We start from the raw sequence: 23,456 nt of genomic DNA, 5'->3' as shown, positions 1-23,456 counted from the left end.
TTGACCGGCCCGGCCGGTCGCTTGTGCAAAAGAGGCGAGAGGCGTGGCTGACCAGACTTCGACCACGAACGCGTGGCCGGCAAATTCCGTTCCTACCGATCTGATCCCGCCCGGCCGCAAGCGCCTCGGTTGGGCCCTGATGGCCGCGGCGACGCTGGGCCTCCTGGCAACGATCCTGGTTCAGATCCTCTACAAGAGCGAGGTCGACACGATCGGTTTCGAGACCTGGCGGCCGGTCGTCTATGCCTATATCCTGTGGGGCGTTGCGCTCGGCGTCGGACAGGTGCTGATCCGCGGCGAGGACGGCCAGCGCGCGCTGTTCCTGCTGCCGGCGCTGCTGTTCACCATCGCCATGGTGATCTTTCCGACGCTGTTCGGTTTCTACATCGCGCTGACCGACTGGAATCTCTCTTCCTTCTCCGGCCGCAAGTTCAACGGGCTCGACAATTTCTGGCAGATGCTGGGCGATCCCTACTATCGCAACGCGCTGTTCAACATGGTGCTCTACGTGCTCGCCGTGTTCGTCGAATATGTCATCGCCTTCGGTCTCGCTCTGCTGCTCAACGCGCAGATCCGGGCGCGAAAATTCTTCCGCGTCGTCTTCCTGATGCCCTTGATGCTGTCGCCGGTCGCGGTGTCGTGGATGATCGGCAAATCGCTGATGGAATACCGGTTCGGGCCGGCGGCGACGCTGGCGCGCCATCTCGGCTGGGAAAACCCGGCCTTCTTCTCCAACCCGATCACCGCCCGCATCTCGATCATGGTGCTCGATGCCTGGACCTTCATTCCGTTCATGATGATCATGCTGCTCGCCGGCCTGCAGGCGATGTCGCGCGAGGTGCTGGAGGCAGCGCGCGTCGATGGCGCCACGGCCTGGCAGACCTTCTGGCAGGTCACTTTCCCGCTGATGCTGCCGGTGTCGGTGACCGCGGTGATCCTGCGCATCATCTTCAAGCTGAAGCTTGCCGACATCATCATCACCGTCACCTCGGGCGGCCCGGGCGGTGCGACCGATTCCGTATCGAGCTTCATCTATCGCGAGTACCGCGACCGCTCGAATGTCGGCTACGGCACCATGCTGGCGATGGCCTATCTCATCATCATCGTCGTGTTCGTGACGTGGCTGCTGAAATTCGCCAGCCGCTTCGTGCGCAACGTCAACTGATCGGCAGGCCATATGAGCGTTCAGACAACCGACTATAGCGCCTCCGAAATCCGCTCGCCGGCGAGCTTTGTCGCCAATCGCGTCTTCATCTACGGCGCGCTTATCTTCTGGGCCTTCATCTGCCTGTTCCCGATCTACTGGACAATAACCACCTCGTTCAAGACCGCGATCGACGTCACCCAGGGCCATCTCATCCCCTTCGTCGACTTCAAGCCGGACTGGAAGGGCTGGCGCTCGCTCGGCCTATCGCCGGATTCGATCTTCCAGACCTCGACGGTGCGTGAGGAATTCCTCAAGCGCTTCATGAATTCGGTCATCACCTCGGTCGGCGCATCGAGCCTCGCCATCATCATCGGCAGCCTCGCCGCCTATGGGCTCACCCGCTATCGCTACAAATTCGCCTGGTTCAAGAACGAGGACATTTCCTTCTTCTTCCTGTCGCAGCTGATCCTGCCGCCGGTCGTGCTGGCGCTGCCGTTCCTGGTGCTCTACCGCGAAGTCGGCCTGCTCGACACGCGCATCGGACTGATCCTGCTCTACACGCTGATGGTGCTGCCGATCGTCATCTGGATCATGCGCGACCAGTTCAACTCAATCCCGGTCGAGCTGGAGGAGGCAGCGCTGGTCGACGGCCTGTCGATCTGGGGCGCCTTCTTCCGCATCGTCATGCCGATCGCACTGCCCGGCATGGTCGCCGCCTTCATCCTGGCGATGGTGCTGTGCTGGAACGAGTATTTCTTTGCCGCATTGCTGACCTCGACCGATGCCAAGACCATTCCAGTCATGGTGGCGAGCCAGACCGGCTCGCAAGGCATCAACTGGTGGTCGATGGCAGCCCTTGCCACCGCCGCCATCACGCCGCTCGCCGTCATCGGCATCGCGCTGGAGCGCTATCTGATCATGGGCATGACGGCGGGTGCTGTGAAGTAGGCGGCGCCTTCTTCCCTTCTCCCCCTTGTGGGAAAAGGTGGATTGGCGTGCAGCGCCAAGACGGTCGAGGGGTGCTGGAAGAAATGAGACGTCAGCGTTCCCTGGAACAGCCCTCATCCGACCGAGCTTCGCTCGGCCACCTTCTCCCACAAGGGGAGAAGGCAGAGCTGCGCTAGGCCGACAAGATCGCGCGCAGATGATCGAGGATCATGGCGACGCCCTTTTGCCCAAGTTCCGCCGAGGCTTCCGACGCGCTCGCCGTGTACCAGCCGGTGTTGTCGGCGAAATGGCCGGCGTCCACCGCTTCGGGGCACAGCGCCAGCATCAGCGACGTCTCGCCGATACCGGCATGGTCGAACGGGTACTGGCCGTTCATCGTGGCTGGCATCAGCGGATGCACCTGCACCCAGTTGAAGAAATTTTCACCCGCCGCATGCCCGGAATAGTAGTCGGCCATCGCCTGCGTGCCCCACCAGCCCTCGCCGCGCTCCTTTTCGAGGAAGCGGAAGATCGCTTGCCGCCCGGCGCTCTTGAAGGCGAGATCGGTTGGCATGCCGGCGGCGAAATTCTCGGTCTGGTGGTGGATGATGGCATGGACGTTACGAAAGCCGATGCGCAACAGGCTGTAGAACAATTCCTCCGCGAACGGCGCCAGCGCATTGCCGCCGACCTGCACCGAGCCGCTGCCCTCGGGCGGCGCCACCGCATAGCTCGCCGTGCCGTAATAAAAGGGCGGCAGGATGACGATGTCGGCTTCCTTCTCGAACAGCTCCAGCGTCTTGACGACCGCCAGCGTATCCATGCCGACGGCCATGTGCTCGCCATGGTATTCGAGCACGCCGAGCGGGAGCACTACCGGCCAGTTCTCGGCGATCGCCTTGCGGATCTGGTGCGGCAGCATCAACTCGTAGCGCATGGGCGCCCTACTCCATATTGGTGTGACGGGCGCGCATCGCTTCGGGCGACATGCCGGTGATGGTCCTGAGCTTCAGCACCATCACCTCGAACAGCAGGAACAACGCGCCTTCGAACACCGAGCCCATCGGCAGCACGGACGTCTTGTCCGATCCCTGGTCGTCGGCCATGGTCTGTGCCGGAATGAGCAAGGTGAAGTCGGCAAGCGTTGCCGCGCTGCTCCCGGTCTGGGCGGTCAGCAGCAGGACGGTCGCACCCGCTTCGCGGGCGATCCGCATCAGGGTGAGCACGGTCGAGGTCTCGCCCGGCCCGGAACTGACGAGAAAGACGTCGCCCGCTGCAAGCGGCGGCGTTGTCATGTCGCCGGCCACCGAGACCGGCAGCCCGAGATGGTAGAGCCGCATGGCGAAGCCCTTGACCTGCAAAGCCTCGCGACCGCAGCCATAGACGACGATCTTGCTTGCGCCAGCGAGCATGGCGCAGGCGGCATCGACGCGGCTTTCATCCACTCGCTCCAGCACGCCGCCAAGCTCGTTCAGCGCAATTTTGAACAGATCCGTGCCGGCCCTGGTCATGACGGTTCCGCCGGTCTGGTGGGATCCGAAATCTGTCTGAATTCCTGGGTCACGTTTTCCCCGAACGGCTTGTTTTTGTTCATGCTATCACCGCGAAAATCCGTGTCCAACGGCGCTGCGCGCTTTTGCTGTGCCACGGGCGTGATAGTGTCATGTCAGACAAATCAACCGAGGAAACGGCAGGGACATGAGGACACGGCATTTCGACCGCATCGGCAATGGCGGCATCGACTTCACGGAGCTCGGCTTCGGCACGGCGCCGCTCGGCAATCTCTACCGCGCTGTTTCCGACGAGGATGCCAACGCCACGCTGGAGGCCGCGTGGAAGGCCGGCTGCCGCTACTACGACACCGCGCCGCTCTACGGGCTCGGCCTGTCGGAAACGCGGCTCAATCCGTTCCTGCGCTCGAAAAAGCGCGACGACTACGTGCTGTCGAGCAAGGTCGGGCGCATCATGCGCGCCAGCCCGCCCGAGCATCGCACCGGCATCGGCAAGTTCTTCGACACGCCGTCGCGCCGGGAGGTCTACGACTACAGCTATGACGGCGTCATGCGTTCCTTCGAAGCCTCGCTGGAACGTCTCGGCGTCGACCGCATCGACATCCTGTTCGTGCATGACGTCGACATCTTCACCCACGGCAGCAGGCAAGCCTCCGACCAGCGCATCGAGGAGTTCATGCGCTCGGGCTATTACGGGCTGCTTTCGTTGCGCGACCAGGGCGTGATCAAGGCGTTCGGCGGCGGCATCAACGAATGGCCGGTTGCCCAGACATTGGCCGAGCGTGGCGACTTCGACCTGTTCCTGCTTGCCGGGCGCTATACGCTGCTGGAGCAGGAGGCGCTACAGTCCTTCCTGCCGCTCTGCCAGAAGCGCGGCATCGGCATCGTTCTCGGCGGCCCGTACAATTCAGGCATCCTGGCAAGCGGGCCAAGGCCCGGCGCCTTTTACAACTATTCCGAAGCGCCGCAGGACATCATCGACCGCGTCACGCGCATCGAGGCTGTCTGCAAGCGCCATGGCGTGCGGCTGATCGAGGCGGCACTGCAATTTCCGCTGCTGCACCCTTCGGTCGTGTCGGTGATCCCCGGCGGCCAGCGGCCGAGCGAGGTCGAAAGCAACCGCTCGCTGCTCGACGCCAAGCTGCCCAAGGCACTCTGGGCCGATCTCAAGCAGGAGGGGCTGATGCGCGCCGACGCGCCGACCGCATAGAACCTTCTCGGGCGCATCGCGATTTCCGTCATCCTCGGGCTTGTCCCGAGGATCTGCCAACATCAACATAAGTAATTGTAATAGGGTCTATTCTTCGTAGGCACGTAGATCCTCGGGACAAGCCCGAGGATGACGATGGCGTTATGCGCGCCTGCTGGTCGCATGTACCTGCGTAGGCTCAAAAAAGAAAAGCCGGGCAAACCCGGCTTTTCTGATCTCTGAAAAAGAAAAAGTGGTCTTAATTGACCGCGTCCTTGAGACCCTTGCCGGCCGAAAACTTCGGCACGGTGCGCGCCGGAATCTTCACTTCCGCGCCGGTCTGCGGGTTGCGGCCGGTCGACGCGGCGCGTTTTGACACGGTGAAATTTCCGAAGCCGACAAGCCGGACATCGCCGCCCTTCTTCAGTTCGCCGGTGATCACGGAAAATACCGCATCCACCGCCGACTGCGCGTCACCCTTCGAAATACTCGCGGCATCGGCGACAGCGGACACCAGTTCGTTCTTGTTCATAAAAATTCCCTTCCATGAGAAAACCGGAACCACTCGACTCATCCGGCAGGAAACGGACTTTAGAAAGAAGCGCTCCCGCAACCAAGTCGAAAAGCGCCAAATAAAGCGGAAAAAGCCCGGAAATCCGGGGTTTTTCACATGAAAAAGCCGGGCTCAAGGCCCGGCTCTCTCTTTGTGCTCTGCAACTTTAGAGTTTGTGCGATGCAACTTTAGTTATTGCTAATGTGCAAGCGACTTGCTGGCGTCGTCTCCGGCATCCACTGTGGCCGGCGCATTGACCGGTTCGACCCATTCAATCGGCTCCGGCATGCGCACCAGCGCATGACGCAGCACCTCGCCAACCCGCGAGACCGGGATGATCTCCATGCCGTTCTTCACGTTGTCCGGAATCTCCGCCAGATCCTTGGCATTGTCTTCCGGGATCAGCACCTTCTTGATGCCGCCGCGAAGTGCGGCCAGCAGCTTCTCCTTCAACCCGCCGATCGGCAGCACCCTGCCGCGCAACGTGATCTCGCCGGTCATCGCCACATCGGCCTTGACCGGAATGCCGGTCAGCACCGAGACGATCGCAGTGGCCATCGCCACGCCCGCCGACGGTCCGTCCTTGGGCGTAGCACCTTCCGGCACGTGGACGTGGATGTCACGCTTGTCGAAGAGCGGCGGCTCGATGCCGAAATCGAGCGCGCGCGAGCGGACATAGGAGGCCGCCGCCGAGATCGATTCCTTCATCACGTCGCGCAGATTGCCGGTCACCGTCATGCGGCCCTTGCCGGGCATCATGACGCCTTCGACCGTCAGCAGCTCGCCGCCGACTTCCGTCCAGGCAAGTCCGGTGACGACACCGACCTGATCGTCGGCCTCGACCTGGCCGAAGCGGAAGCGCGGAACACCGAGGTAATCGGCGAGATTGTCCGCCGTGATGTTGATCGTCTTCTTCTTCGTCTTCAGGATCTCGGTCACCGCCTTGCGGCCGAGCTTCATCAGCTCACGCTCCAGGCTCCGCACGCCCGCTTCACGGGTGTAGGTCTGGATGATGCCGCGGATCGCGTCCTCGCCGACGGAGAACTCCTTCGGCTGCAGCGCGTGATCGCGGATCACCTTCGGCATCAGGTGGCGCTTGGCGATCTCGATCTTCTCGTCCTCGGTATAGCCGGCGATACGGATGATCTCCATGCGGTCCATCAAGGGCGCAGGGATGTTCAGCGTGTTCGCCGTCGTCACGAACATCACGCTCGACAGGTCGTATTCGACCTCGAGATAGTGGTCCATGAACGTCGAGTTCTGTTCGGGATCGAGCACTTCGAGCAAGGCCGACGACGGATCGCCGCGGAAATCCTGGCCCATCTTGTCAATCTCGTCGAGCAGGAAGAGCGGGTTGGATTTCTTGGCCTTCTTCATCGACTGGATGACCTTGCCGGGCATCGAGCCGATGTAAGTGCGCCGGTGACCGCGGATCTCGGCCTCGTCGCGCACGCCGCCCAGCGCCATGCGGATGAACTCGCGGCCGGTCGCCTTGGCGATCGACTTGCCGAGCGAGGTCTTGCCGACGCCGGGAGGTCCGACGAGGCACAGGATCGGCCCCTTCAGCTTCTTCTGGCGGCTTTGCACGGCAAGGTACTCGACGATGCGGTCCTTGACCTTGTCGAGGCCGAAATGGTCGGTGTCGAGCACGTTCTGCGCGAAGGCCAGGTCCTGCTTGACCTTGGAGTTCCTGCCCCACGGTATCGACAGGATCCAGTCGAGATAATTGCGCACGACGGTCGATTCAGCCGACATCGGCGACATCGTCCGCAGCTTCTTCAATTCGGCTTCCGCCTTTTCGCGAGCCTCCTTGGAGAGCTTGGTCTTCTTGATGCGCGCCTCGATCTCGGCGGCCTCGTCGCGGCCGTCCTCGCCCTCGCCGAGTTCCTTCTGGATAGCCTTCATCTGCTCGTTGAGGTAGTATTCGCGCTGCGTCTTCTCCATCTGGCGCTTGACGCGCGAGCGGATGCGCTTCTCCACCTGCAGGACGGAGATTTCGGCTTCCATGAAGCCCATCGCCTTTTCCAGCCGCTCCTTGACCGAGAGCGTGGCCAGCATCTCCTGCTTCTCGGGGATCTTGATGGCAAGATGCGAGGCAACCGTGTCGGCGAGCTTGGAATAGTCGTCGATCTGGCTGGCGGCGCCCACCACTTCGGGCGAGATCTTCTTGTTCAGCTTGACGTAGTTCTCGAAGTCGGTGACGACCGAACGGGCCAACGCCTCGACCTCGACCTCTTCCTCCTCCGGTTCGACCAGCGCCGAGGCGCGAGCCTCGTGGAAGTCGGGACGGTCGGTGAAGGAGACGATTTTCGCACGCGAAGCACCTTCGACCAGCACCTTGACGGTGCCGTCCGGCAGCTTCAGCAATTGCAGCACGTTGGCGAGCGTACCGATGTCGAAGATGGCATCGGGCTCGGGATCGTCATCGGCGGCATTCATCTGGGTCGCAAGCAGGATCTGCTTTTCCTGACCCATCACCTCTTCCAGCGCCTTGATCGATTTTTCGCGCCCGACGAAGAGCGGCACGATCATGTGCGGGAATACCACGATGTCGCGCAGCGGGAGGACTGCGAAGACGCCGTCGCTGGGAGCCTTGGATACTTTGGCCATTGTCCAACCTTTCATATCGCAGCCGCCATTCGGCCAACCGCGAATCTCATATTAACGACCGAGGATCGTTCCGCCTACCACCGTTTGTGACGGGAGTTTTACAGCACAGAATTCGGCACCACGGCCTTCTCGTGTTAGTTGGATGCACGAGAGCCAAAGATCAAGGGCAAACACTGTCCGTTCATCCACTCCGTCGCAGGGCGGCACATCAAAACGACCGCTACAGCAAAACGGCACCTCACGGCGCCGTTTTTCGAGAAAATTCCAATGCCGGCTCACGTCAGGCGCTGACGTTGCCCTTCTTTTCCTTCTGCTCGGAATAGATATAGAGCGGCCGGGCGTTGCCGGACACCACCTCTTCCGAAATAACCACTTCGCGCACGCCTTCCAGCGCCGGCAGCTCGAACATGGTGTCGAGCAGGATCGCTTCCATGATGGAGCGCAGGCCACGTGCGCCGGTCTTGCGTTCTATGGCGCGCTTGGCGATCGCCGAGAGCGCATTCTCGTGGAAGGTCAGGTCGACATTCTCCATCTCGAACAAACGCTGATACTGCTTGACCAGCGCGTTCTTCGGCTCGGTCAGGATCTGGATCAGCGCCGGCTCGTCGAGATCCTCCAGCGTCGCCAGGACCGGCAGACGGCCGACGAATTCCGGGATCAGGCCAAACTTCAGGAGATCCTCGGGCTCGACCAGGCGGAACACATCGCCGGTGCGGCGATCCTCGGGCGACGCCACGATGGCGCCGAAGCCGATCGAGGTCTTGCGGCCACGATCCGAGATGATCTTGTCCAGCCCGGCAAAGGCGCCGCCGCAGATGAACAGGATGTTGGCGGTGTCGACCTGCAGGAATTCCTGCTGCGGGTGCTTCCTGCCGCCCTGCGGCGGCACGGAAGCGACGGTGCCTTCCATGATCTTCAAGAGCGCCTGCTGCACGCCCTCGCCCGACACGTCGCGGGTGATCGAGGGATTGTCCGACTTACGCGAGATCTTGTCGATCTCGTCGATGTAGACGATGCCGCGCTGGGCGCGCTCGACATTGTAGTCGGCCGACTGCAAGAGCTTCAGGATGATGTTCTCGACATCCTCGCCGACATAGCCGGCCTCGGTCAGCGTCGTCGCATCGGCCATGGTGAAGGGCACGTCGATGATGCGGGCGAGCGTCTGCGCCAGCAGCGTCTTGCCGCAACCGGTCGGCCCGATCAGCAGGATGTTGGACTTCGCCAGCTCGACGTCGTTGTTCTTGCCGGCGTGCGCCAGGCGCTTGTAGTGGTTGTGGACGGCCACCGACAGCACGCGCTTGGCGTAGGGCTGGCCGATGACGTAGTCGTCGAGGACCTTGAGTATCTCCTGCGGTGTCGGCACGCCCTCGCGCGACTTCACCATCGAGGTCTTGTTCTCCTCGCGGATGATGTCCATGCAGAGCTCGACGCATTCGTCGCAGATGAAGACCGTCGGGCCGGCAATCAGCTTGCGCACTTCGTGCTGGCTTTTGCCGCAAAACGAGCAATAAAGCGTGTTCTTGGAATCACCGCTGTTGTTGCCGACCTTGCTCATTTTCTTGTCCTTTCATGGCCGCCCGCCGATGGTCTGGCTGAAAGGGCGCATATTCAATCTATCGCGGGAATCCGCCGCCGCCAGTGCCCTAGCTCCCACAACGTATTCCGTACGAAACACAAATCAGAAAACGTGGCAATGATTCGCAACAACCCCACCCAAAGCTAAGCCGTCGAAAATCAACATAGCCTTAACGTAGGCAATCCTGCCCGTCGAGGGAACAGCCAATTGTGGCCGAAATGCTGCAAACCGCGCCAAAAGCGCGTTATGCCGCCACTCACCTGCCACTAAAGGCCTATGCGGCAACGCCTTCGACCGGCTCGCGCGACGAAATGACCTTGTCGATGAGGCCGAAATCCCTGGCTTCGTCGGCGGTCATGAAGTGGTCGCGGTCGAGCGTCTTTTCAATCTCGTCGTAGCTTTTGCCGGTGTGCTTGACATAGACCTCGTTCAGGCGGCGCTTCAGCTTGATGATGTCCTGGGCATGGCGCTCGATGTCGGACGCCTGGCCCTGGAAGCCGCCGGAAGGCTGGTGGACCATGATGCGGGCATTCGGCGTGGCAAAGCGCATGTCCTTGTGGCCGGCAGTCAGGAGCAGCGAGCCCATCGAGGCCGCCTGGCCGATGCACAGCGTCGAAACCGCCGGCTTGATGAACTGCATGGTGTCGTAGATCGCCATACCCGAAGTGACGACGCCGCCGGGCGAATTGATGTAGAGATTGATCTCCTTCTTCGGATTCTCCGCCTCGAGGAACAAAAGCTGCGCGCAAACCAGCGTCGCCATGCCGTCCTCGACCGGGCCGGTGATGAAGATGATGCGCTCCTTGAGGAGCCGGGAGAAAATGTCGTAGGCCCGCTCGCCGCGATTGGTCTGTTCGACCACCATCGGAACGAGGTTCATGTAGGTTTCGACGGGGTTCTTCATGGACTATCCCTTATTGAAGATGGGATTCCGGCGCCGGATATGAGCAAGTCGGGCAGAATCGGTTCTGGAGCGTTAGAATGTAAATAGGATGTCGGCTCACCCTAGCGCAAGGCCGCCCCTCCTAGCCACCTGGTTAAGTGGAATCAAGCTTTCCGCGCAAGGGCCAGCCCGGTGCGAATACCGGCGGCTCCGCCTAGCCTCAAACGACTGGACTGCGTAGCAGTTTCTTAACCGCATCGCTTAACGAAATATGGCGAATCCGCTTTCCCCCGGTACGGCTTTGCCTACAATTCAACGTTGAACCCGCTTCGCGCAGTTCAAACAGGGGGAGTGCCATGACCAGGAAAGCTTCTTCCTTCGCCATTGCCGGCCTGACCATGCTCGGCACAATGTCGGAAACGGCGGCCGGTGGCCGCGCCGTCGAATGCTACGAGCCGGTCAACAGGCCGGCCGTCTACGACACCGTCTATGAAAATGTGCTGGTCAGCCCCGGCGGCCAGGTGGTCGACTACGACCCGCCGATTTATGGCACGGTTGAGCGCGTCGAGCAGATCGCAGCGCCCCGCGTCACCTATGAGGTCGTGCCGGCCATCACCCGCGCCGTCTACCACACGGTCAAGGTCGACGATGGCGGCTATGCCTGGGAATGGCGCGTCATCCGCGGCCGCAAGGTGCTGTGCAAGGTCTGGCGCAAGGCCCGCTACGCGCGTGTCGCCGAAACAGTCGTCGTTGAACCCGAGCGCACCCGACGGGTTGTCCTCCCAGCCGAATATGAGAGCGTTGCCCGTGAGGTGCTGGTGCGACCGGAGCGGCGGCGCATCACCGAGATCGCGCCGTCATACCGGAGGGTGGCCCGCCGGGTGATGGTGCGGGAAGGCTCGACCAGTTGGCGGCGGGTGCACGTTACGCGGCACTGTGATTGATAGATCAGTATGCTGCTGTGGGTTGTAATTGTTTTCGGAGTTGCTGCCGCTTTCGTTCTTGTTCGGTATGATTTGCATGGCGGTGCCGTGCTCAAATGGAAAAGCGCGTCGGAGCCCAAGACGTCTTACGCATACGCTGCTTTCCTGGTTTTGCTCGCAATTGCAGCTGTTGCGCTATTCTTCTACCCGTAGCAAGCGGTCGGTTCTGATTTGGACACGGTCCGAGACTAAGCTTCGGCCCTAAGCCATGTCTTCAAGCCCGCGACGTCGCCGCCCCGCCCGGGACCAGGCTGGCTTGGCTTGGAGCGCCGCGCGTCCACCGGACGCGCAAAGGACGCTCCAACAATTCGAATCCGCGCATGATCCTTTCCGAAAACCGATTCCGGTTTTCGGGGTCATGCGCTATTGGTCAAGGATGATGCCAGGCTATCTCGTTTTCGATCCCGCCACGCGGCGTCTGCGCCTCGACCCGCATGAGCAGGCCTTCGTCCAAAATCCTTACGAGGCCTATGCCTTCCTGCATGGCGCATCGAATGCCTTCTTCTGGGAGAACTATGGCTTCTGGTGCTTTGGCGGCTTCGACGACGTCAACCGGCTGCTGCGCGACCGTCGTTTCGGGCGCCAGAACCCGGCCGGCATTCCCGACAGCCGAGGTATCGGCGAGGACCGCTCGCATCTCACCGCCTTCGACGGCATCGAGGCCAATTCGATGCTTGAGCTGGAGCCGCCCGTGCACACGCGGCTGAGGACGCTGGTCAACCGCGCCTTCGTCTCGCGCCAGGTCGAGCGTCTCAGGCCGCGCGTCGAGGCGCTGGCCAACGGGCTGATCGACCGTTTCGAACCTGACGGGGTCGACCTGCTGCCCTCCTTCGCCTCGCCCTTGCCGATCACCATCATTGCCGAAATGCTCGGCGTTCCCGTCGCGATGGGACCGCAACTGCTCGACTGGTCGCACCGGATGGTGGCCATGTACATGCATGGCCGCACGCGCGAGACGGAAGAGACAGCCAACCGCGCCGCACGGGATTTTTCCGATTTTCTGCGCGGCTATGTCACCGAGCGGCGCAAGCAGCCCGGTGACGATCTGCTGTCGCTGCTGATCGCGGCGCAGGAGGACGGCCAGAAGCTTTCGGAGGACGAGCTGGTGTCCTCGGCGATCCTGCTGCTCAATGCCGGCCATGAGGCAACCGTCCACCAGACCGGCAATGCCGTGCGCACGATCCTGGCGCAAGGCGGCGACCCCTGCCGCTTCTTCACCTCGCCGGACGCAACCACGGCAGTCGTCGAGGAATGCCTGCGCTTCGATGCGCCGCTGCACATGTTCCTGCGCTACGCCTATGAAGAGATCGAGGCCGCGCCGGGGATTACCGTGCGGCCGGGCGAAATGATCGGCCTGTTGCTCGGCATGGCCAATCATGATCCCCTGGCCTTTGCCGAACCCGCCGCTTTCCGGCCCGGCCGTGCCGACCAGAAGAATTTGTCGTTCGGCGCCGGCATCCATTTTTGCATCGGCGCACCGCTGGCGCGGCTCGAATTGCAGGTGTCGCTGAAGACCTTGTTCGAGCGGCTGCCGCGGCTCCATCCTGCCGAGGAGCCGCGCTTCCGCGACAGCTATCATTTTCATGGGCTGGAAGCGCTCGTCGTGGGCTTCTGAGATATCCGAGGCCGAGACCGCATGGCTGAAAAATTGACATTCGCTTTTCTGCGGGAACCGCCCTTCTGCTTCAGCGACGCTTCCGGGGAAGTCGCTGGCTGCGACACTGAGCTTGCGCGGAAGGTTTGTCAGGTCTTGGGGTTAAAGGTCTTTTCGCCGGTCGAAACCGAGTTCGCCAGATTGCTTCCGGGATTGGCCAGCGGTGAATGGGGCATGACCACCGGCCTGTTCATTTCGGACGAACGCAAGAGAGCCGTCGACTTCACGCGACCGATCTGGGTGCTGCCGGACGGGCTGCTGGTCGCGAAAGGCAATCCGCGTGACTTCCGGGGTTATCGATCCGTCGCCAGGGATGAGGCAGCCCTGATCGGCGTCATATCAGGCCAGGTCCAACATCAGACGGCCTTGCAAAATGGCGTTGCGCCGGAGCGGATAAGGATATTCGCCACGCAAGCGGGTGCGGCGGACGCGGTCGCGGCCGGTGCGGTGCAGGCCTATGCAAGTGTCGCCATGGCACACCGAGGCTATCTGGCCAGCCGACCCGCCGCGCTGCTTGAGGTCATCGACGTTCCGGCGGATGAAAAACAGCCGGCGGCCGGCGCATTTGCCCTCGCCAAGGGCAATGCGTTTCTTCGCCAGCGCATCGATTCATGTCTGGGCGATCTGCTCGGCAGCGCCTGGCACAGGCAGATGATGCACGGCTACGGGTTTTCCGACGCCGATGTCGATCGGCTTTTGTGAATTCGGCACGGCGGCCTGCTGTTTCTATGCATGTCGTTATCGCAAAACCGTTGCACACTTTTGCGCGACATGCATTAAAGCTTGATCACGTACTCCTTGCGGGTCGTTTCAAGCACTTCCCAGCTTCCCCTGAAGCCGGGCCTCAGCACGAAGCTGTCGCCGGCCTTGACGGTGCGCGCCTCGCCGCCTTCTTCGGAAATCACCGAGACGCCCGACAGGATGTGGCAGAACTCCCACTCGTCATATTCGATGCGCCATTTGCCCGGCGTTGCCTCCCAGATGCCGGCGTAGAGGCCGCCATCCTGTTCCTCGACATTCCAGGTGCGGAACTTCGGATCGCCCGAAATCAGGCGATCCGGCGCCGGTGCGCCAAGTTCCGGTTCGACGCTCTCGATATCGACGGACAGAAATTTCGGCGGGGTCATGGCCATCAGATCTTGGCCAGGGCCTGTTCCAGATCGGCGATGATGTCTTCGACATCCTCGATGCCGACCGACAGCCGGACCGTGTCCGGCCCGGCGCCCGCCTTGACCTTCTGCTCGTCGGACAATTGGCGGTGCGTGGTCGAGGCCGGGTGGATGACCAGCGACTTGGTGTCGCCGACATTGGCGAGGTGCGAGAACAGTTCGAGCGCCTCGACGAACTTGACGCCGGCCTCATAGCCGCCCTTCAGGCCGAAGGTGAACACCGCGCCGGCGCCAAGCGGCGAGTACTTCTTCTGCAGCGCATTGTTCTTGTCGCTGGGCAGGCCAGGATAGTTCACCCAGGCAACCTTGGGGTGATCGGACAGCCAGCCGGCGACCTTCACGGCATTGTCGCAGTGACGCTGCATGCGCAGCGGCAGGGTTTCCAGCCCGGTCAGGATGAGGAACGCGTTGAAGGGCGAGATCGCCGGGCCGATATCGCGCAGGCCGAGCACGCGCGCGGCGATGGCGAAGGCGAAATTGCCGAAGGTTTCGTGCAGGATGATGCCGCCATATTCGGGACGCGGCTCCGACAGCATCGGGTATTTGCCTGACTTCGACCAGTCGAAGGTGCCGCAGTCGACAATGGCGCCGCCGATGGAATTGCCGTGACCGCCGATGAACTTGGTCAGCGAATGGACGACGATGTCGGCGCCATGCTCGATCGGCCGAACCAGATAGGGCGAGGCCAGCGTGTTGTCGACGATCAGCGGCAGGCCATACTTGCGGGCTATGTCGCCGATCTTCTCGATGTCGACGAAGATGCCGCCGGGATTGGCCAGGCTCTCGATGAAGATGGCCTTGGTCCTGTCGTCGATCTGGCTTTCGAAGGTCGAGGGGTCGTTGGTGTCGGCCCAGCGCACCTGCCAGCCATAATTCTTGAAGGCGTGGCCGAACTGGTTGATCGAGCCGCCGTAAAGCCTTGTCGCGGCGACGAAATTGTCGCCGGGCTGCATCAAATTGTGAAACACGAGGATCTGCGCGGCATGACCCGATGCGACCGCGAGCGCCGCAGTGCCACCCTCAAGCGCGGCAACACGCTCCTCCAGCACCGCCTGCGTCGGGTTCATGATGCGGGTGTAGATGTTGCCGAAGGCCTTCAGCCCGAACAGCGAGGCGGCATGGTCGGCATCATCGAAGACAAAGGAGGTCGTCTGGTAGATCGGCGTGGCCCGAGCTCCGGTCGCCGGATCGGGCTTGGCACCCGCATGGACGGCGAGCGTGTTGAAACCGGGCGTGCGGGTCATCGAATACCTCCCTTTTGAACCTTCTGAAAATCGCCGGGCATTCTTGGCGAAGCCCGGTCACGAATGCAAAGAAGAAAATGCCCTTCGATGCATGTTCTGTGATCGAGGCGCGAGAAAATGTTCCGATTGCCGGAATAACTTTCCGTCTCGAGCCTGATCCAACCCGATAGGATCGGGATGGGGCATCTAGCTGTGGGCTTTCTTGTTTGACCATGATCTTCCGAAAACCGGTTTCCACTTTTCGGGATCATGGTCTACTTCTGGCGAACGCCGAAACTCTGAAAACCCGGCCGCATCAGCGGCTTCTTCGACGACAGCACGCCGGAGTTGACGCCGGTCCAGCCGATCTCGCCCGACAGCTTGCCATATTCGATCTTGGGGCAGCGGTTCATCACCACCTTGATGCCGGCGGCCTCGGCGCGCGCGGCCGCCTCGTCGTGGCGCACGCCAAGCTGCATCCAGATGACTTTCGGCAAGGGATCGAGCCGCAAGACCTCATCGACGACGCCCGGCACTGCCGCAGAACCGCGAAAGACGTCGACCATGTCGATCGGCTCGGGTACATCGGCGAGCCTGCTATAGGTCATCCGGCCGAGGATTTCCTTGCCGGCCTGACCCGGGTTGATAGGGAACACCGAAAAGCCCTTTGCCAGCAGGTATTTCAACACGAAATAGCTCGGCCGCACATCATTGGCCGACGCGCCGACCATGGCGATCGTCTTCACCGAATTGAGGATGCCGGCGATGTAGGCATTGTCGTAGGCATCGTGGTTCATGCGGCAATCGCCTTCCTGCGATAGTGGTAGCGGTAGAGTTCGCGGCTGAAGCCGAGCGAGGCGTAGAGCGCGCGGGCCGGCGTGTTGTCGGCAACCACTTGCAGACTCGCCGCCGATGCCCCTGCCCGCCTTGCCCAGTCGATCAGGCCACCGACCGTCTTGCGGCCCAAGCCTTGCTGCCGGAACCTGGCGTCGGTTTCAACAGATTCCACGACAAGCAGCCCATCGCGGATGACGCCATAGGCCAGGGCGGCAATTTCGTTGTCGCGCTCGCACGACACAAACGCCTTGTCGCCTGATATCAGGCCAGTCATGTCGCGAAAGACGCGGCGTTCGGTGTCGTCATAGGTGCCCATGCGGAATCGTGCCGCGAACCAGTCCTCGCCCGGCGTCGGAGAAACCGCAACCTGGCCGTCGCTGCCTCCCGACAGTTCGTCGATCCCGGCATGGAGATGGATCGTTCCGCCTTCCCAATCATAACCGCGACGGTCGAGCGCGGTCTCCAGCTCGGCGGCGATATCGGGGACCCGAAACAGTGGCGTCTGGCCATGGCCGATATAGTAGGACTCGGCGGCGTCGAGCACCGCGTCGGGCGCGCCCCGCTTGCCACGCAAGGGGTTGGCGGAATTCGCACGCCGGATCCTGCCGCCGGAGCGCCTGAGAAGCCAGCCTTCGACAACCGTCTCGGCAGCCGCCGGCCAGGCTTCGCGGCAAGCCTCTTCCATCCGCCAGTTGAGATCATCGTCGCGCGCCGTCATTCGTCATCTTCCCTCAGCGCCTCCTCCATAAACGCCTCGGGGTCGATGCAGAAGTCGCGCAGCATGCGAAAATGATCGGTATCGCTGAAATCGGTCGGATCGAGGCCGAAGCGGCTGACGCGGAACAGCCGCGCGCCGGGACAAGCCATCAGCAGCGGCGAGTGCGTTGCCATGATCACTTGCGCCATGCCCGACTGGTCCATCCGCCGCAGCAGCTTGAGCAGCTCGATCTGGCGCGTCGGCGAGAGCGCGCTCTCGGGCTCGTCGAGGATGTAGATGCCTTGCCGGCGGCAGCGCTCCTCGAAAAAGCGGATGAAGCCTTCGCCGTGCGACCAGGACAGGAAATCGGGCGGCGCTTCACCCGCGTCCAGCGCGGCCTGGTCGAGATAACGGGCGACAGAGTAAAAGGATTCGGCGCGGAAGAACCAGCCGGCGGTGACTTTCGGCAGCCAGTGGCCGCGCAGTGTGCCGGCCAGTGCCGCGCCACTTTTGTCGACGGCGCGCGAGTGGTCGATGGGCATATAACCCTTGCCGCCGCCGGCCTCGTCGTAGCCGGCCAGCGCACCGATCGCCTCGAGCAGCGTCGATTTGCCGGTGCCGTTCTCGCCGACGATGATGGTGATCGGCGTGGTGAATTCGAGCTGGAATTCCTGGCCACGGAAGATCGGCAGGCTCCAGGGATATTTTTCCCAGTCGGCGACCCGCGACGGCTCAAGCAGGATGCGCTTGAGGTAAGGCGCCTTCAGCCGCGTCAGTTGCTTGCGAGGAGCCATGCGGCGGCGATCAGTCCGGCAGCGAGATCGTTCCGTCTTCCGCGATCGGAAAGGCCGGATTATGCGCGACTTCCCAGACATGCCCGTCGGCATCGGCGAAATATCCGTACCAGCCGCCCCAGAAGGCGCGGCCGGCCGGCTTGACGATGCGGCCGCCGGCCTTCTCAGCCGTCGCAAGCACTTCGTCGACCTCGGCGTCGGAGCGGGTGTTGTAGGCGAGATAGACCGCTGACGGCGCCCCGGAGAAGGTGACGCCGGAATCCTCTTCGGCGCTAGCGCGCGGAAACAGGCCGAGAATGACGCCACCCATCTGGAAGAAGGCGACGCCATCGGTGATCCCGGCATGGCGCTTCAGGCCCATCCCCTCGTAGAAGCGCACGGCGCGGTCGAGATCGTCGGTGGCGACGGTGATGATCGAGATGCGCGGTTCCATGGCTAGTCGTCCGTCCACCCTACTCGTCCGACCATTCCGGCTTGCGCTTGCCGATGAAGGCGCCGATGCCTTCCTCGGCGTCGCGCGCCAGCATGTTTTCGACCATGACGCGGCCGGTATAGTCATAGGCGTCGGCCAGTCCAATCTCGGCCTGCGCGTAAAACGCCTCCTTGCCGGTCTTGACCACCAAAGATGATTTGGAAGCAATGGTTTGCGCGTATTTGGTGACGATCTGATTCAGGTATTCGCGCGGCGCGATGCGGTTGACGAGGCCAAATTCCTTGGCTGTCGCCGCATCGATCGTCTCGCCGGTCAAGAGCATCTCCATTGCGTGCTTGCGCGAGACGTTGCGCGACAGTGCCACCATCGGTGTCGAGCAGAACAGGCCGATATTGACGCCCGGCGTGCAGAAAGTGGCTTCGTGCGAAGCGATCGCCAGGTCGCAGCTCGCGACCAGTTGCAGCCCGGCCGCGGTGGCCAGGCCGTCGACCTCGGCGATCACCGGCTTGGGGTGGCGCACGATCGTCTGCATCAGTGCCGCGCAAGCAGAAATCGTCTGTTCGAAGAATGCCTTGCCCTTGTCGGCATCAGCGCGGTGCAAAGTCATTTCCTTGAGGTCATGGCCGGCGCAGAACACTTTTCCGGCCGCCGCCAGGATGATGACGCGAACCGATTTGTCAGCCTTTGCGCGGTCGAGCTCGGCCGTCAGCGCCGCCATGACCGCCAGCGACAAGGCATTGGCCGGCGGACTGGCGAGCGTCAGGCGGAGCACACCTCTGTCCTGCCTGGCGGCAACCGGGCCTTCGGGCGGCTTGATGGCGACGATTTCGGCCATGTTCTCCAACCTTTTTGTCGGCCGGCGGCATCGGATTCGCGGGCCATGGAACAAAAGAACTAGCACGCTGCCGATTGAAGAACAGCCACGGGACGTGTTTTCTCCAACCCGACAATTGGCCCAGGATCCCACTCCGAGCCGGTACCGAATCCATATAGGAAACCGCTTATGCCCGCCCAAGACAATCTCGAACCGGTGCTGACGGCGGCTGAAGTCAATTCGCTGATGGCAACCGTCTACCCCCAGCTCAACGACCAGTTCACCTTCTATGAGGCACTCGACGTGTTCCCCGGCGGCTGCACGGTGCGGCTCAATGCCGGCGCGCGGCATTTGCGCCCCGGCGGCACTGTGTCCGGCCCATCGCTGTTCACGCTGGCCGACATTGGCGGCTATGTCTGCGTGCTTTCGCATGCCGGGCCGGATGCGCTTTCGGTCACCACCAACCTCAACATCAATTTCGTCCGCAAGGCCGAAGCCGGACCGATCGACGGCCATTGCCGGATCCTGAAGCTGGGCAAGAGCCTGATGGTGTTCGACATCGATATCGTCGCCGGGCCGGAGAGGCATACGGTGGCGCATGCCACGGGTACCTATTCGATCCCGCCGAAACGGACGCCGTCCTGAAACGTTGGAGCCAAAATGAAAAACTATTTCGCATTGGTCGACAAAGATCCTGACAGCGCGTTCGGTATTCGCTTTCCGGACATTCCCGGGTGCTTCTCGGCGGCGGGTGCGGCGGAAGACATCGTGCCGAACGCAATTGAAGCATTGCGATTGTGGGCGGAAGACATGCTCGTTCCAGAACCATCCGTCCGCAAAACGATCGTCGCGCTTCCCGACATACGCAACGCGCTCGCCAACGGCGCCCAGTTGGTCTCGGTGCCGCTGACGGGGGGAAAATAAACTATCCGCTGCTAATTTGCCCACCACCACAGCGCTGGCTGCTACCTACGAAGTTTATTTTGGAACGAAGTTGCGAATTTTACCCAGAAGCTCGCCAAGTTCCTCGACCGACATGGTGCGTTCGCTCCAATTCGACGACTCTAAATCATCATTCACCTCGAACAGGGGCATGTGGTTGTCGCCTCTGTAGGACGCTAAGACCAAAAAAACAGAATCGCTCTCACCTACTCGTTCGGTCCGATAGTTCGGTTTGGCGCCTGTACCCAATACCCCAATGCGGACGGCTACTGAGTTCCCGTGCTCCTTCGTCGCCCTTCTCGCTTTGCCATAGACTTGGCTTACGTAGTGGTCGGGGTTTTCAAGGCAATTCGCGATGCTTGCAATCGTTGAGTCGGTGGGGATACGGTCCTTTAACATTGGTGCTCCTTTTTCCGAATGAATCCATTAGGTTCGTCGTCGAATCTCTTCATCATCTGCCGATAATTGTGCTTGACCAATCAAAGGCGAAACATTTGACCTGCTCTTCGGCGATCAACTCATCACTGATCAACCCGAGTTCTTCGTATTGAATGGCATCCTTTGAGGGCTTGCCTGTCATTGCATTCACGACAATAACGGAGAGGATGGGAAGCCGGTTCTCGCTCGTTCTGATCGCAATCCCGCCTACAATATCCCCCCAAGAACGGGGATTGATCCCGAACTGCTTTGATAGTTCGCCGTACGAAATCACGCCGGTTCTCTGGCTCAAATATCGTGCAACATCAGGCCTGTAGCTATTCTTCATCTTTCGGTACTTAGCTGCGGAAATGCGGGGCATAAGGATCTCCTGATGTGAATATCAAACTGACTTGTCTTTCGAGGCCTTCCATCTCTTTTGATGCTGCCATGCGGCGCCCTTTGAAATGTCAACGACCTTTGCAGCCTCGGCAGGGATTGCGCCCGTCTCAAACGCTGCATGCAGCATGCGAATGCCTTCTTCGGTAAGGCGGCCATTGGACTTTTTGTATTCCTCGGAAGCCGGGGCCATCTCTGCTTCCACGAACGCTTGGATCCGGTCGATTGATGCCCGAAGCCTGTTGAGTTCTTCGATAATTGGGTGCATGTGCCATATCCTTTTTTCCATACGGTTCCGTATATATATCAAAATCTATACGTTGTGTCAACATAAATATACGGCTGATGGGAACACCGACCTAGCTAGCATCGAACCAACCGCAGTTTGCCCCTGACCACAGCATCTCAAAACGAAGGTCCTTAAGAGTGACGAGTTTTCGATGTGGTAAAATAATACCTTTCATCCAACATATTGTTTTTACTTTGTTTTTTACTTTCATCCTGTTTTTCTACGCCTTGACGCGCGCAACACCCTCCCCTATAAGCCCTCACGAAGCAGCGGCCCGCAAAGGCCGCCGTTTTGTTATTGGCGGCGGGCCAACGCTGGTCGCCAATCCAAGCAACAAGAAACGCCTTCTCCTATTGTTAGAAAATGGGAAGGTCCGAACCGAAAGCAGAAGACATGACAACCTTTTCGCAGAAGCCTGCGGATGTGGTGAAGAAGTGGGTGCTGATCGACGCCGAGGGTCTCGTCGTCGGCCGTCTCGCCACTGTCATCGCCAACCATCTTCGCGGCAAGCACAAGCCCACCTTCACCCCGCATGTCGACGACGGCGACAACGTCATCGTCATCAATGCCGACAAGGTGGTATTCACCGGCAAGAAGTTCACCGACAAGGTCTATTACTGGCACACCGGCCACCCCGGCGGCGTCAAGGAGCGCACCGCGCGCCAGCTGCTCGAGGGCCGTTTCCCCGAGCGTGTCGTCGAGAAGGCCGTCGAACGCATGATCCCGCGCGGCCCGCTCGGCCGTCGCCAGATGAAGAATCTCCGCGTCTATGCAGGCACGGAACATCCGCATGTCGCCCAGCAGCCCGTCACCCTCGACGTGGCCAAGCTGAACGCCAAGAACAAGAAGGCTTCGTAAGATGGCTGAGCTTTCCTCGCTCGCAGAACTCGGAACTGCAACCGGCAACACCAACACCCAGCCGGCCGCACCAGTCCACGTCCAGAAGCTCGACAAGTCGGGCCGCGCCTATGCAACCGGCAAGCGCAAGAACGCCATCGCGCGCGTCTGGGTGAAGCCCGGCTCCGGCAAGATCGTCGTCAACGACAAGGAATTCGCGTCCTATTTCGCGCGTCCGGTCCTGCAGATGATCCTCAACCAGCCGATCATCGCCGCCAACCGTTCGGGCCAGTACGACATCGTCGCGACTGTCATCGGAGGCGGCCTTTCCGGCCAGGCCGGCGCCGTGCGCCACGGCATCTCCAAGGCGCTGACCTACTACGAGCCGGCGCTGCGCGCCGTGCTCAAGAAGGGCGGCTTCCTGACCCGCGACAGCCGTGTCGTCGAGCGCAAGAAATACGGCAAGGCGAAGGCCCGCCGCAGCTTCCAGTTCTCGAAGCGCTAAGCGCTACGCAGTTCAAACATTCGAAAAGGCCGCCTCCGGGCGGCCTTTTCTTTGGTAGTCACCATTTCAAGCGTGATTGGCTGGCGCCTTGATGAAGTCGATGAATGCGCGCAGCGGCGCCGGCACGAGGCGCCGGCCGGGATAATAGAGGAACGGTCCGGAGAAGCTCTGCCACCAGGGTTCGAGGACGGGTTCGAGCGCACCGCGTTCAAAGTAGGGACGAAGCCAGTCTTCGAAGAGGCAGACGATGCCGGTGCCGGCGATGGCTGCATCGACAATGAGATCGGCCGCCCCGCCCAAGGTCACGAGAAGCGGCCCCGCGGGATCGACCCGCACCACCTCGCCGTCGCGCTCGAACTCCCACGGCGGCGGCGTACGGCCGGCGAAGCGGCCACGCAGACAGGCGTGGCCGAGCAGGTCGCGCGGGTGTTGCGGCCGGCCATGACAATCAAGGTAGGCGGTGCTGGCAGCGGCGGCGAAGCGCTGCACGCGCGGTCCGATCGGCACCGCGATCATGTCCTGCTCCAGCCGCTCGTCATAACGGATGCCGGCGTCGCAGCCGGCCGCCAGGATATCGACAAAGCTTTCCTCGGCGATGACCTCCAGCCGAATGCCGGGATAGGCGGCGAGGAACGACGGGACAATGGCTGGCAGCACCAGCCTGGCTGCGCTGACCGGCACGTTGAGACGCAGCGATCCCGCCGGCCTGTCACGAAAGCCATTCACCACGTCCAGCGCCACCTCGACCTCGGTCAAGGCTGGACCTAGCCGCGCCAGCAACCCCTCGCCCGCTTCGGTCAGAACGACGCTGCGCGTCGTCCTGTTGAGCAGCCTGACATCGAGTTGTGCCTCCAGGCGACGAACCGCCTCGCTCAAGCCCGACGCACTGCCACCGCTCGCACGCGCTCCATCGCGAAAACCTTTGGCGCGTGCTACCGCCATAAAAGCATGCAGATCTCCGAGGTCGATCTTCATTGTTCGCCATCTCGCACAGCCCGTGCGGATTGTAGCCAATTATCGCGAGATCGGACAATGCCTATCTCTGCGTCATCTCAAGAGGAGACAGA

Annotated in this window: 27 protein-coding genes; 10 read left to right on the top strand and 17 right to left on the bottom strand. The window is 61.5% G+C overall.

Features of this window, described 5'->3' with window-relative positions; genetic code table 11:
* Positions 1 to 43: 43 nt before the first annotated feature.
* Together MESS2_RS16055 and MESS2_RS16050 are read left to right on the top strand one after the other, a co-directional pair.
* A complete protein-coding gene (locus MESS2_RS16055) occupies positions 44 to 1,165 on the top strand; it encodes a carbohydrate ABC transporter permease (protein ID WP_008875432.1) in 1,122 nt (373 codons plus the stop codon).
* A 12-nt stretch (positions 1,166 to 1,177) separates the two neighbouring features.
* On the top strand, positions 1,178 to 2,095 hold the full coding sequence (locus tag MESS2_RS16050) for a carbohydrate ABC transporter permease (RefSeq protein ID WP_008875431.1): 918 nt from the start codon (positions 1,178 to 1,180) through the stop codon (positions 2,093 to 2,095).
* Positions 2,096 to 2,267: 172 nt separating this feature from the next.
* Here MESS2_RS16050 and MESS2_RS16045 read toward each other — a convergent pair whose 3' ends face one another.
* Positions 2,268 to 3,011 carry a creatininase family protein gene (locus tag MESS2_RS16045; RefSeq protein WP_008875430.1) on the bottom strand — a complete coding sequence of 248 codons (744 nt, stop codon included), beginning with the start codon at positions 3,009 to 3,011 and terminating at the stop codon, positions 2,268 to 2,270.
* A 7-nt stretch (positions 3,012 to 3,018) separates the two neighbouring features.
* A complete protein-coding gene (gene hxlB, locus MESS2_RS16040; protein WP_008875429.1) occupies positions 3,019 to 3,585 on the bottom strand; it encodes a 6-phospho-3-hexuloisomerase in 567 nt (188 codons plus the stop codon).
* Between the two features lie 187 nt (positions 3,586 to 3,772).
* Here hxlB and MESS2_RS16035 point away from each other — a divergent pair, with 187 nt between their 5' ends.
* The gene (locus MESS2_RS16035) at positions 3,773 to 4,795 is read left to right on the top strand and encodes an aldo/keto reductase (protein ID WP_008875428.1); all 1,023 of its coding nucleotides are present in this window, start codon (positions 3,773 to 3,775) and stop codon (positions 4,793 to 4,795) included.
* Positions 4,796 to 5,033: 238 nt separating this feature from the next.
* Here the strand turns inward: MESS2_RS16035 and MESS2_RS16030 are convergent, their stop codons facing one another.
* The 4 genes from MESS2_RS16030 to MESS2_RS16015 all read right to left on the bottom strand — a co-directional run bounded on the left by MESS2_RS16030 (position 5,034) and on the right by MESS2_RS16015 (position 10,417).
* Positions 5,034 to 5,306: an HU family DNA-binding protein gene (locus tag MESS2_RS16030; protein WP_006201846.1), complete on the bottom strand. Its 273-nt coding sequence runs from the start codon at positions 5,304 to 5,306 to the stop codon at positions 5,034 to 5,036.
* Between the two features lie 219 nt (positions 5,307 to 5,525).
* Positions 5,526 to 7,937: an endopeptidase La gene (gene lon, locus MESS2_RS16025; RefSeq protein ID WP_008875426.1), complete on the bottom strand. Its 2,412-nt coding sequence runs from the start codon at positions 7,935 to 7,937 to the stop codon at positions 5,526 to 5,528.
* Positions 7,938 to 8,217: 280 nt separating this feature from the next.
* The gene (clpX, locus tag MESS2_RS16020; protein WP_006332719.1) at positions 8,218 to 9,492 is read right to left on the bottom strand and encodes an ATP-dependent Clp protease ATP-binding subunit ClpX; all 1,275 of its coding nucleotides are present in this window, start codon (positions 9,490 to 9,492) and stop codon (positions 8,218 to 8,220) included.
* 295 nt (positions 9,493 to 9,787) lie between these two features.
* Entirely contained in the window at positions 9,788 to 10,417 is a 630-nt protein-coding gene (locus tag MESS2_RS16015; protein ID WP_008875424.1) for an ATP-dependent Clp protease proteolytic subunit, read from the bottom strand.
* A gap of 335 nt (positions 10,418 to 10,752) precedes the next feature.
* Between MESS2_RS16015 and MESS2_RS16010 the strand changes: the two genes are divergently transcribed.
* The 3 genes from MESS2_RS16010 to MESS2_RS15995 all read left to right on the top strand — a co-directional run bounded on the left by MESS2_RS16010 (position 10,753) and on the right by MESS2_RS15995 (position 13,735).
* Positions 10,753 to 11,340 carry a hypothetical protein gene (locus MESS2_RS16010; RefSeq protein ID WP_008875423.1) on the top strand — a complete coding sequence of 196 codons (588 nt, stop codon included), beginning with the start codon at positions 10,753 to 10,755 and terminating at the stop codon, positions 11,338 to 11,340.
* A gap of 415 nt (positions 11,341 to 11,755) precedes the next feature.
* On the top strand, positions 11,756 to 12,994 hold the full coding sequence (locus tag MESS2_RS16000) for a cytochrome P450 (RefSeq protein ID WP_008875421.1): 1,239 nt from the start codon (positions 11,756 to 11,758) through the stop codon (positions 12,992 to 12,994).
* A 21-nt stretch (positions 12,995 to 13,015) separates the two neighbouring features.
* The gene (locus MESS2_RS15995; RefSeq protein WP_008875420.1) at positions 13,016 to 13,735 is read left to right on the top strand and encodes a transporter substrate-binding domain-containing protein; all 720 of its coding nucleotides are present in this window, start codon (positions 13,016 to 13,018) and stop codon (positions 13,733 to 13,735) included.
* Positions 13,736 to 13,809: 74 nt separating this feature from the next.
* Here the strand turns inward: MESS2_RS15995 and MESS2_RS15990 are convergent, their stop codons facing one another.
* The 7 genes from MESS2_RS15990 to MESS2_RS15960 all read right to left on the bottom strand — a co-directional run bounded on the left by MESS2_RS15990 (position 13,810) and on the right by MESS2_RS15960 (position 19,021).
* A complete protein-coding gene (locus MESS2_RS15990) occupies positions 13,810 to 14,166 on the bottom strand; it encodes a cupin domain-containing protein (RefSeq protein WP_008875419.1) in 357 nt (118 codons plus the stop codon).
* Positions 14,166 to 15,446, bottom strand: coding sequence for an O-acetylhomoserine aminocarboxypropyltransferase (locus MESS2_RS15985; RefSeq protein WP_008875418.1), 1,281 nt, complete (start codon positions 15,444 to 15,446; stop codon positions 14,166 to 14,168). The genes MESS2_RS15990 and MESS2_RS15985 overlap by 1 nt, the downstream gene beginning before the upstream one ends.
* Positions 15,447 to 15,700: 254 nt before the next feature.
* The gene (locus MESS2_RS15980; RefSeq protein WP_008875417.1) at positions 15,701 to 16,222 is read right to left on the bottom strand and encodes a CoA-binding protein; all 522 of its coding nucleotides are present in this window, start codon (positions 16,220 to 16,222) and stop codon (positions 15,701 to 15,703) included.
* On the bottom strand, positions 16,219 to 16,980 hold the full coding sequence (locus MESS2_RS15975; protein WP_008875416.1) for a GNAT family N-acetyltransferase: 762 nt from the start codon (positions 16,978 to 16,980) through the stop codon (positions 16,219 to 16,221). Before MESS2_RS15975 ends, MESS2_RS15980 begins: the two co-directional genes overlap by 4 nt.
* Positions 16,977 to 17,753, bottom strand: coding sequence for an AAA family ATPase (locus tag MESS2_RS15970; RefSeq protein WP_008875415.1), 777 nt, complete (start codon positions 17,751 to 17,753; stop codon positions 16,977 to 16,979). The genes MESS2_RS15975 and MESS2_RS15970 overlap by 4 nt, the downstream gene beginning before the upstream one ends.
* A 10-nt stretch (positions 17,754 to 17,763) precedes the next feature.
* A complete protein-coding gene (locus MESS2_RS15965) occupies positions 17,764 to 18,186 on the bottom strand; it encodes a VOC family protein (RefSeq protein ID WP_008875414.1) in 423 nt (140 codons plus the stop codon).
* 19 nt (positions 18,187 to 18,205) lie between these two features.
* Positions 18,206 to 19,021: an enoyl-CoA hydratase gene (locus MESS2_RS15960; RefSeq protein ID WP_008875413.1), complete on the bottom strand. Its 816-nt coding sequence runs from the start codon at positions 19,019 to 19,021 to the stop codon at positions 18,206 to 18,208.
* Positions 19,022 to 19,189: 168 nt separating this feature from the next.
* On the opposite strand from MESS2_RS15960, the gene MESS2_RS15955 reads away from it, so the two are divergent.
* Both MESS2_RS15955 and MESS2_RS15950 read left to right on the top strand, forming a co-directional pair.
* Positions 19,190 to 19,645 (top strand): PaaI family thioesterase, encoded by a 456-nt coding sequence (locus tag MESS2_RS15955; protein WP_008875412.1) that lies wholly within the window; start codon positions 19,190 to 19,192, stop codon positions 19,643 to 19,645.
* 15 nt (positions 19,646 to 19,660) lie between these two features.
* Positions 19,661 to 19,924, top strand: coding sequence for a type II toxin-antitoxin system HicB family antitoxin (locus tag MESS2_RS15950; protein WP_008875411.1), 264 nt, complete (start codon positions 19,661 to 19,663; stop codon positions 19,922 to 19,924).
* A gap of 54 nt (positions 19,925 to 19,978) precedes the next feature.
* Here MESS2_RS15950 and MESS2_RS15945 read toward each other — a convergent pair whose 3' ends face one another.
* Genes MESS2_RS15945 through MESS2_RS15935 form a run of 3 tightly spaced genes read right to left on the bottom strand, consistent with a single transcriptional unit; the run spans position 19,979 to position 21,026 of the window.
* Positions 19,979 to 20,341 carry a hypothetical protein gene (locus MESS2_RS15945; protein WP_008875410.1) on the bottom strand — a complete coding sequence of 121 codons (363 nt, stop codon included), beginning with the start codon at positions 20,339 to 20,341 and terminating at the stop codon, positions 19,979 to 19,981.
* 52 nt (positions 20,342 to 20,393) lie between these two features.
* Complete coding sequence (locus MESS2_RS15940; RefSeq protein ID WP_008875409.1) at positions 20,394 to 20,741, bottom strand: hypothetical protein; 348 nt, start codon at positions 20,739 to 20,741, stop codon at positions 20,394 to 20,396.
* Between the two features lie 21 nt (positions 20,742 to 20,762).
* Positions 20,763 to 21,026, bottom strand: coding sequence for a hypothetical protein (locus tag MESS2_RS15935; protein ID WP_008875408.1), 264 nt, complete (start codon positions 21,024 to 21,026; stop codon positions 20,763 to 20,765).
* A gap of 414 nt (positions 21,027 to 21,440) precedes the next feature.
* On the opposite strand from MESS2_RS15935, the gene rplM reads away from it, so the two are divergent.
* The gene (gene rplM / locus MESS2_RS15930) at positions 21,441 to 21,905 is read left to right on the top strand and encodes a 50S ribosomal protein L13 (RefSeq protein WP_008875407.1); all 465 of its coding nucleotides are present in this window, start codon (positions 21,441 to 21,443) and stop codon (positions 21,903 to 21,905) included.
* Between the two features lies 1 nt (position 21,906).
* Positions 21,907 to 22,389, top strand: coding sequence for a 30S ribosomal protein S9 (gene rpsI / locus MESS2_RS15925; protein WP_008875406.1), 483 nt, complete (start codon positions 21,907 to 21,909; stop codon positions 22,387 to 22,389).
* A gap of 66 nt (positions 22,390 to 22,455) precedes the next feature.
* Here rpsI and MESS2_RS15920 read toward each other — a convergent pair whose 3' ends face one another.
* Entirely contained in the window at positions 22,456 to 23,364 is a 909-nt protein-coding gene (locus tag MESS2_RS15920) for a LysR family transcriptional regulator (protein WP_008875405.1), read from the bottom strand.
* Positions 23,365 to 23,456: the final 92 nt, after the last annotated feature.

The sequence above is a fragment of the Mesorhizobium metallidurans STM 2683 genome (assembly GCF_000350085.1).
GTDB classification, from domain to species: Bacteria; Pseudomonadota; Alphaproteobacteria; order Rhizobiales; family Rhizobiaceae; genus Mesorhizobium; species Mesorhizobium metallidurans.
This window is presented reverse-complemented; position numbering and strand designations above follow the sequence as displayed.